This is a genomic window from Bacteroides sp. 224, assembly GCF_010500995.1.
Taxonomy (GTDB): Bacteria; Bacteroidota; Bacteroidia; order Bacteroidales; family Bacteroidaceae; genus Bacteroides.
The window spans coordinates 104,047-113,492 of the sequence record NZ_QVMK01000013.1 but is presented as its reverse complement, the minus strand read 5'-3'; the positions used below and the strand labels follow the sequence as shown (position 1 = coordinate 113,492).

The 9,446-nt window shown below is 34.3% G+C and carries 7 protein-coding genes; all 7 read right to left on the bottom strand.

Going from position 1 to position 9,446, the window contains the following annotated elements:
- A partial coding sequence (locus D0T60_RS08645) for a hypothetical protein (protein ID WP_163217770.1) occupies positions 1–1,125 on the bottom strand: 1,125 nt, incomplete at its 3' end.
- A gap of 129 nt (positions 1,126–1,254) precedes the next feature.
- Complete coding sequence (locus D0T60_RS08640) at positions 1,255–2,217, bottom strand: hypothetical protein (RefSeq protein ID WP_163217769.1); 963 nt, start codon at positions 2,215–2,217, stop codon at positions 1,255–1,257.
- Between the two features lie 8 nt (positions 2,218–2,225).
- The gene (locus tag D0T60_RS08635) at positions 2,226–3,161 is read right to left on the bottom strand and encodes a hypothetical protein (protein ID WP_163217768.1); all 936 of its coding nucleotides are present in this window, start codon (positions 3,159–3,161) and stop codon (positions 2,226–2,228) included.
- Between the two features lie 8 nt (positions 3,162–3,169).
- Positions 3,170–3,439, bottom strand: coding sequence for a hypothetical protein (locus D0T60_RS08630; RefSeq protein WP_163217767.1), 270 nt, complete (start codon positions 3,437–3,439; stop codon positions 3,170–3,172).
- Positions 3,436–4,116, bottom strand: a complete 681-nt coding sequence (locus D0T60_RS08625; protein WP_163217766.1) for a hypothetical protein — start codon at positions 4,114–4,116, stop codon at positions 3,436–3,438. The genes D0T60_RS08630 and D0T60_RS08625 overlap by 4 nt, the downstream gene beginning before the upstream one ends.
- Before the next feature lie 8 nt (positions 4,117–4,124).
- Positions 4,125–5,096 (bottom strand): hypothetical protein, encoded by a 972-nt coding sequence (locus D0T60_RS08620; RefSeq protein WP_163217765.1) that lies wholly within the window; start codon positions 5,094–5,096, stop codon positions 4,125–4,127.
- Positions 5,097–5,099: 3 nt separating this feature from the next.
- Positions 5,100–9,446, bottom strand: coding sequence for a PAAR-like protein (locus D0T60_RS08615; RefSeq protein WP_163217764.1), 4,347 nt, complete (start codon positions 9,444–9,446; stop codon positions 5,100–5,102).

Below are 9,446 nucleotides of genomic sequence, written 5' to 3'. Positions count from 1 at the left end.
TGTTCCAATTTTTTCAAGAATGGGAGTCTCACGCATGGGATTTTCGCAGAATTCACGAAGAAGAGTATAGCCATAGTAATTGTTGGAAAGAAGAGATTCACGTACAAATGTTTGCCCTCCTTCTGTAATACCTTCAATTTGATAATCTCTCTTACCAGACATATATTCAACTACAACTTTATTTTGAATTTTGTGCTTTAGTTGAATTAAAAAAGAAAGTACCGTACAAATTCCTCTATGTGTTGAATAACTAAACCAAGGTTGATTTTTGTAACTGTGCAATACACTTCTTAAATAAGTAAATGAAACATAGCCCGTTTCTAAATCCAAATCAAATCCTAAGTCTAAACAATTATCCTTAATTAAATTGTTCCCTCCAATAACTCTTCCTTTTTTTTGTTCATTTTGAATATATAAAACCAGTAGATCACTTCGAATATCAGATGTTCTTTTAAGACAGTCTGGATTCGATGAAATTTTATAAAGACCATATTCATATCCATAATAAGAGTGTTCGTCAATGTATTTATAAAAATTATAAGGATCGGGAAGAAGAAAGATAACGCTGTTGTAAATCATATATTGGAAATCAGCCAAAGACATCACATCTTCATCAATAATCTCAGATTGTGGTGTGTTCTTTTGATATGCTTTTCTCTTATAGTTTTCTAACACATTAACAGCGGTTGAATCGTTAAAAAATAGATACTGTCTCATAAAAGGGTAAATTGTATCAGGAGGAATAGATACTGAAAACGGATAGTTCTCTACATTAACAAAACCTTCTATGGTTTGATGTTTTACAGACAGTTTAAATTCCTCGTTTCCAAACCAAATTTTTGAATTTTGAGGATAGTCATTCACATCAATACCCCACAGCATTTTTACACGTCTTCGAAAACGATCTGGGCGTAAAGGAGGACATTGTTTATAATGCTCCAAGGCTCTTAATCTTGTTTGCTCTAATGTTGTGTCTATCGTATATTTAAATAGTTGATTAGCTTTTAAGTCAACTGCTATACAATCGTTTTTTTGTTTGGGAACAAAGGAAACGAATAAAAACAATATAAAGAAACAAAGTAACGAAGTAATAATCCACCACATTTTTTTTGTTATAATATTCATTAAAAATTTAAGTTTAAGTCAGAATTTGGCTCTATCAAATCAAAGAAACGATGAAAATCAACTATATCATTTCTGTTTAATATTGTTGTGTCTGTTCCTGTGTCATATATAGTTTTTTTCTTTTTAAGATCATCTCCTATAAATAAACGAAGAGATTTTCAATTCTCCATCTACTCGCATGATGCGCATTGCATAGGTTTTAGGGAAAATTTTGCTTTCATCTTCAATACATTCATCATAGTAAACAAAAAATTGCCCACAATCATAATCCGTCATGTATTTATACGTCTCTATATCATCATCTGATACATACATATTTTCTGTTTTCTGTATAAATATCCCTCCTCTATTATATGTGTCCACACGCAGAGGTATAAAATGTGTATATTGAGGAATATCTTTAGAAATTATAGTTATCACATCTTTCCATTCCTTAAAGTTCTGCTCTCCCCACAAAAAATCCAAGTTTTCATGCAATGAGTCATTGAAAGCGACAGGGAAATTTATATAACTTTCAGCAAGTGCTCTGTTTTCTATGTTCACTGCTTTACAGAATTTATCCACTAATATTTCCATATTTTTACTGTCTCTAAAAAAGACAGCAGTATCTCCTAAAACATTTGGTATCACATACTTTTCATCCCAATAAATATATGGGATTTTTGAAATTCTATCCTTTATTCTCCCAACGCTTATAGAATTTAGCTCCCCTTGAATTTCAAAAAAACCGCATTCGTGAATATTTCCTTCTATCTGAGTTTTATTGTTAGGGTATATTTCTATAAAGTGCTCATTTGAAGAGTAATATGGGATATATTCTATTTTCTCAATTTCCCCCAGATATGACTTCATACTATCTTCTTGTAGATATTTAAAAACGATAGATGTATCTGATAAGTTAAGACACTGTAAGAATTTAAGTTCATGCCTTTCATTCTCATCTTCTACATTCGGAGAAGAATCACATAGAATAGGTCTTTTTTCTACAGAAGAATCAACAGCAAGTACTTCATTGCTTGTTTTTGTATTATTACTATTTTTACAGCCATTAAAAATAAAAATCAATAAAGTAAAATAAAGAATCTGTTTCATAATTTGTTTTATTCTATTTCTACCTGCATCGTATCTTTCACTTCCTCCTCCAATATCACCTCCTGCAGCTTTATAGAATCAGTAGTGGTAGCAAGTAAGGAATCTGGCAAATCTATAGCAATGCTGTCATCTTCGATAGGAGGATATTTTATGAATTTATCATTTATTGACTCAGAAATAAGAGTTGGAATCCCTTTCCTCCAATAATAAGATTTAGAGTTTATTTCTTTTATTTCTTTAGAAGATATTTTATACTCATAAGCAAAATGCAAAACTGTAAGATTCTTATTTGTGACATCTTCAGAAACTTCATCTTTTAAATGTTTAAATCCTTCTCTGTGAATATCGCCTATTCCATAAGGAGTGTCATAAATTCTTTCTATTATTTTATAATTTTCATTAATAAGACTTAGGCTATAATTACTTCTTGAATCAAAAATTCCAAATTCAGAAAGAATTCTACCTTTTTGACTACACACAATAACCCAGTATGTGTCTACATGGATTTTTCGATAATACAACAATACTTCTTCACCTGTAGGTAATGGAGGTAAACGTTTTGAAAAATAAGAGTCTCGTACATGAAACTCTTCACTATAAACAGGGTTCGGATCATTTGGAAGTCTTAATTCTTCAATATTCAATTTATATACATTCAATGTATCATAACCATAAGGAGGCAGTGAATGGTCCGATAATGGTTGATAAATATTAAGTGTATCAATTCCGCTAATACCAAAAGGTAATGGAGTAATGGGTACCTTAGCCACCAGTTCGGAAAAGGTTAAAGGCTTCTCATATATTTCATCTGAAGTATCGGTTGTTTCTACATCTACCGAAGCAGAAGCAATAGTATCAGTTATAGAGGAAACTGAAGCCGATTTCTTATTATTGGTACAACTAAGGCAACTAATAAACAAGAGCAATAATAAACTATTTTTCATAAGTCACTTTATTCTATTTCTACCTGCATCGTATCTTTCACCTCCTCCAATGCCATCTCCTGCAGCTTTATAGAATCAGTAGTGGAAGCAAGTAAGGAATCTGGCAAATCTACAGTAATGTTGTCATCTTCGATAGGAGGATAATCTATAATTCTATCATCTATTATTTCATAAATAAGAGTAGGATTTCCTTTCCTCCAGTAATAAGATTTAGTACTTATTGCTTTTATTTCTTCAGAAGATATTGTGAATTCATTAGTATGAATTAAAACTTTCAAGTTATTATTTTTTTTACAAAATCAGGAACTTTATCACCTAAATGTGTAAACCCAAATTCATGTATTTTGCCTATTTCGCGTGGTAAGCGATAATAATTTATTACTGCTTCATAATTCTTGTTTATATAGCCAAGTACATGGTCATTGCCTGATTCAAAAAGTCGTAATTCGGAAATCAACTTTCCATCTTGATTGCATACTATAAGCCAGAAAGCCGATCCTTCCTCTCTTCTCCTTTGAAAATATAATAATACCTCTTCCCCTGTAGATAATGGAGGAAAACGTTTTGAAAAATAAGAATTTCGTTCAGAAAGAGCTTCTTCTTCACTAAAAATAGAATTCAGATCATTTAGATATCTAAGATCTTCAGTATTTAATTTATATACATTTAATGTATCATAGCCATAAGGAGGCAGTGAATGGTCCGACAATGGCTGATAAATATTAAGTGTATCAATTCCACTAATACCAAAGGGCAATGGAGTTATGGGTACCTTAGCTACCAGTTCGGAAAAAATTAAAGGCTTCTCATATATTTCATCTGAAGTATCGGTTGTTTCTACATCTACCGAAGCAGAAGTAATAGTGTCGGCTGTAGAGGAAGCTGAAGCCGATTTCTTATTATTGGTGCAACTAAGGCAACTAATAAACAAGAGTAATAATAAACTATTTTTCATAAGTCACTTTATTCTATTTCTACCTGCATCGTATCTTTCACTTCCTCCTCCAATACCATCTCCTGCAACTTTATAGAATCAGTAGTGGTAGTAAGTAAGGAATCTGGTAAATATATAGTAATGCTGTCATCGATAGGAGGATATTTTATGACTTTACCATTTATTGACTCAGAGATAAGGGTTGGAATCTCTTTTCTCCAATAGTAATATTTATGTTTTGTTTTTTTTATTTCTTTAGAAGATATTTCGTGCTCAGTAGTATAATGCAAAACTGTAAGATTGTTATCTACTACATATTCAGGAACTTCATCTCTTAAATGTTTAAACCCTTCCTTTGGAATTTTCCCTTTTTTATACGGTGGATAATAGTGCTTCCTTATTACTTTATATTCTTCATCGACAGAACTAAGCATATAAAAACGGTCTGACATAAAAAGTTGTAATTCAGAAATCAACTTCCCATCTTGATTGCATACTATAAGCCAGAAAGCCGATCCTTCCTCCCTTATTTTTAGATAATACAACAATACCTCTTCTCCTGTTGGGAGTGGTGGTAAGCGCTTTGATAGATAAGATGATAGAGAAGACTCACTCAAAAAATCGCTATCTTTATCTTCGTCGCTATAAATAGGGTCTGTTTCGTCGTTAGCCCTATAATCCATAAAGCTTTTAATATTCAATTTATATACATTCAATGTATCATAACCATAAGGAGGCAGTGAATAGTCCGATAATGGCTGATAAATATTAAGTGTGTCAATTTTACTAATACCAAAAGGTAATGGAGTAATGGGCACCTTAGCCACCAATTCGGAAAAAGTTAAAGGCTTCTCATATATTTCATCTGAAGTATCGGTTGTTTCTACATCTACCGAAGCAGAAGTAATAGTATCGGCTGTAGAGGGTGTTGAAACCGATTTCTTATTGTTGCAACTAAGGCAGCTAATAAGAATTAATAATAATAAATTGTTTTTTAGCATAAATTATTTCCTTTTTTCTATTACTACTTTTTTTTCATTAAAACCTTCTATATGTAAATGATGGTGATGGTCTTCATAAGATTTTACTGACGATCCAAAGCCATCAAACTTCTTCATATTATCTTCTGAGGCTAATACTAAGAATTTTGAGTATCCAAATTTTATTAAAGCGGCATGAAATGCATTCTGGCGAGCTAAATCCAAATCATCCCAACCTTCACTTGTATTGATATGCAAAGACCCTTTTCCTCTACTTCTTAAATATTGCATATCAATATTATACCCAGTATAATGACTCCTGCTCGGTATCCCTATTCCATATTGACAGGTACATCCGTTAAATGCAAAATCACCATAACTACATTCTGCTAATGCTCCTAAAAATGAAGCGAAAGCATCCGGACTGATATAATCTCGGAATGGATTCTTTTGAGGTTCCTGAAAAGTGGTGTTGTACCCAATGTAAGTTTTACCAAACGTTTTATTAAAATCGCGAGGCATATTAAGCAGCAACCTTGTTCCAGAGGCTATCTTGTCACGAGATTCCCTGTTGTTGGTTCTAAAAACCACGAAAGTTCCCAGAAAACATTTCATTCCTTCATCATCGTGATAATAGTAATGAAAATCAAAGGGCTCTTTAGGGGTATCAATAAGAGTGTCGTAATTTTCGGGAACTATTTTCTTAATTTCTCCCGAAGCATAGATATGATACTCTACGCATTCTTTCGAGTTTAAATGAAATGGACATTGCGTAAGAGAATATTTCTTTTTCAATCCGTTATAACATTTAATTCTTTCATCGAGCTTAGTATGGTTGCCTCCAACTTTTCTCATTATATCCCCAATATTTCCCTTGTCGGCCAGGAGGTTCAAACTTATAGTTTTGTAATGGCACCAATACCACATTGTAGATAAAATTAAGATATCTAACTTCTCTACCATTTTTGTAGGATCATCTAATACATTAGGGGCAGCATCTCCTAATTTCTTATCCAAATATTTCTGCAGTTCTTTATAGGCTGCTTTTCCTGTAATCTGAATTAGTCCATGCCCACGGTATTTGTATCCGTCGCCATTATCATTCTCATTTCCCAATCCCAGTTTTCGCTTTTCCGACATGGTTTTACCATAAACATAATTGCCTAATTTTTCCGGGTTTTCCAAGTAACTTTTTGGATTTTCCTTCACATCCGGTCTTCCTCCAAAGTTAGCTATCAATCCTGTTTCTGTTGTATAATAGAGATTTTCTTTTAGAGTTGTAAAATTAGTTTCTGAATAGCAAAAAGTCAGATACATTATTTTACGGTTGCAATTCGTTATTCCAAACTCCTGAAACTGTTTGTTGAGTTCCTTTACAAAATCTTCTACAGATGTGGTTCGAATGCTTTCCGGATTATTCTTATCAGAAAACAATCTCGAAAGATTGGGAAACAGTTGTTTGAATTCTTCTACTGTAAGTTCGCCACAACGAGGACAGTACTTCTTCCTCTGGCTATGATCCGTCCATTCCACCACAGCCAATCCATCCAGCACTTCTGTTTTGTCGGATGTTTCTTCTTCTGTCATTTCCACATAAATGTATCCATTTTCAGAATTTATATACTGCTTTTTGTTTTCGAAATATTTATTTGTACTCTTGGTTTTTACTCTTGCATAGAGCTTTTTCAGAATCTTAGGCGGCTGTTCTACCGCAAACTTTGGATCTTCATTTTCAACGGATTCTTGATAAGCCGAGGCATCTTCTTCTATGAGTACCGGCTCTTCGGTAGAAGCAGAAGGAGTATTCTCAGGTTCTCCACTCCATTCTTTTTTTAATGTGATGTTACATTCTGCTACTCCGGATGCATCTACAATGGCTTCGTGGGTTTCTATAGGGGTAGCGCCTGAGCATGTATCCAGATAGAGTTCGAAAACCAGTGTTTCTTCTTTCATATTTAGTGTTTGTACGGTCATCGTTATCTCTTTTCCGTACCGTATAGGGGTGAGGCGAGGTCGGTTTTTACCTGGATCGTTAAAAATGAAAGAGTGGAATAATGATTCGTTGGCAATCAGTACACTGTTTCCAAATGGGTAAAGATAGCTTTCGCCTTCGTATACAACTTCGGGCATGTTTTTTGGTTGAAAATTAAATCCCCCCTTTTTCTGAATAGTGAAAAACAGAGGAACAGGAGCACCATTGTCTGGGAATATTTGTTTCGTAGCCAACTCGTATTTTTCTTTACTAAATGTGTAAGCTTCTACCAAATTTCCCTCATTATCAAATGTATTTCCATGCAATACATCCAATATTTTGCATTTGGCAACATTGAAAGTAGTCATTCCTTGTTCGCCCACCCAAATAGCAATAGAGCAACATCGTCCGGCAAAGATTGGTGCCTCTATTACATAATGTATCAGCTGATTAACACCTGCTTTCCCGAAGATGCGTTCGCCGGTGTTGAATATCCAGAACGCGTTTTCCATGGTGGGAGTCACTACTTGAATTTGCTGTATTAGTGTTCCGATTTTATTATCTTTGACAGTTTCTAATGATGACAAGTAAGGTTGCACATAATATTCGCCTGTTCGTTGAAAAGTAAGTTGGATACCATCTCCTTCCATTTTTTTTGCGTTAATGCCCAGCATGGTTAATGGTTCCATACACGCATTTCTAACTATCTCTTTCTTTTCTTCATTATATATCCCCCACTTGATTGCATCTCTTTCACTCTCCCATACATCCGAAATTTTATAATCCTGAACTGCCAGTTTCAATTCTTCGTTCACAAACACAATGCACTTGTTTTCGCTGTATACTCCTCCTTCTTTACAATGACTTTTTACGGGGTAGTTCAGCGTAACATCAAACCTTTGCTTGTCAACCGTTTTTTTCTTAAACTGAAACCGCATTAAGTTAGCCCCTGTTTTTGTATTTAGGAAATATTGTCCTTCCTTTTGAATAAAAAAACAAATAGAATCGGAGTCGGGTGCTCTTAATGGACCTATGCCAATAAAGTGTCCTTTGCTATCCAAGAAACGTTTAAATTCTTTGTTTTCTTTTTTTGAATTAAAATCGTCAACGCTCCATATTAATTTGCCTAATTCTTTTTTTGAATTAATAGGTCTTATGTAGGAATAGCCGTCGCCGTTTTCATAGAATCTTTTTACAAGCGCTACAATAGACTCATTTGGGCGAAACACAGTTTTATTCAGATGCAGACTTACAGGTATATTGGGTAGTATCTCAATTCTTATATGTTGAATTTTGTCGGGAATAGTTTCTAAAGGCTTGTAGCGAAACAGTTGCAGGATGTATACTCCATAATTGAAGAAGTTGAACGAAAATTTGTTTTTCTGGTCACAGGTTAACAAGTTATTGCAAACAGTGTTCTTATCTTCTGTTTCTCCTTCTTCTATGATTGCCCAATGGTATTTCCAAAGGTCGTTTTTGGGATCAATATCATAGTTAAATACACCTGTAAATTCTATCTTTCCAGGTGGATAAGCCGCTAATGCATCTTTGGCATTTATATCAAACTCATCCGCTTCCTTATTATTGGTATGTTTTAATACTATCTTGCCTATCGAATTTTCTTCTACCTCAAAAGAAATAGTGCACGAATTATCGTTAGGGGTTTCGCCATAGGCTTCTATCTTATAGCGCCCTATTTCCGGAAAAACGAATCCTGTTAATTCTTGTCCCAACCTCACAAACTCTTTGTAAGGTATGTATTTTTTCTTAACCTCACGAGTAATTCTCCAGGATATAAGATCGGGATCTCGATTTGAATCCGGACGAGGCGTTGCTGTTAAATCAATCCTATGGTTTTTAAGGACGGACATTTTTTGAGTTCCTACAGCTTCTTTGTCGAAATGTTTAGCTGTAATTCCTGACACTCTCGATGGTCTTTTTGATGTTTTCTCAGCTTTAAACAAGGGGTCGACAAATGGAAACTGACATACGCTGACTTCATCTTGCTGATTGTTTAACAGTTGCATAGTTGCCGCCACCATTTGCCCATGATGCTGTATGGTTATTATACCTTGGCATCGTTGGCAAGTACCTTTAGAGATATCCAGCAGGAAACCAAATCTTTTTTCACCTGTAACGTATGTATACACATCTTCCCAAACTACATTCGGCACACATGGAATAGGCTTACTTGGATCTCTGTAGCAAGTAATAAAACTAAGAGAACGGATATCCTTATCTTCATCAGTAATCATCCATTTTTGAAATGCAGGGTTAGTGATGGTGTACTTTTGCTGCGAAACAGTTTGCATTATAGCCGGGGTTTTAGCAAAAGAACACTTGGCAATTGCACCATGACAAACCCAAAAAGCGCTGATTCTACCTTTATCATCCGACAT

Coding starts and splice junctions, on each gene's coding strand:
- D0T60_RS08625 (WP_163217766.1), bottom strand. CDS start 4,116: ATGAAAAATAGTTTATTATTACTCTTGTTTATTAGTTGCCTTAGTTGC.
- D0T60_RS08615 (WP_163217764.1), bottom strand. CDS start 9,446: ATGTCGGATGATAAAGGTAGAATCAGCGCTTTTTGGGTTTGTCATGGT.
- D0T60_RS08635 (WP_163217768.1), bottom strand. CDS start 3,161: ATGAAAAATAGTTTATTATTGCTCTTGTTTATTAGTTGCCTTAGTTGT.
- D0T60_RS08640 (WP_163217769.1), bottom strand. CDS start 2,217: ATGAAACAGATTCTTTATTTTACTTTATTGATTTTTATTTTTAATGGC.
- D0T60_RS08620 (WP_163217765.1), bottom strand. CDS start 5,096: ATGCTAAAAAACAATTTATTATTATTAATTCTTATTAGCTGCCTTAGT.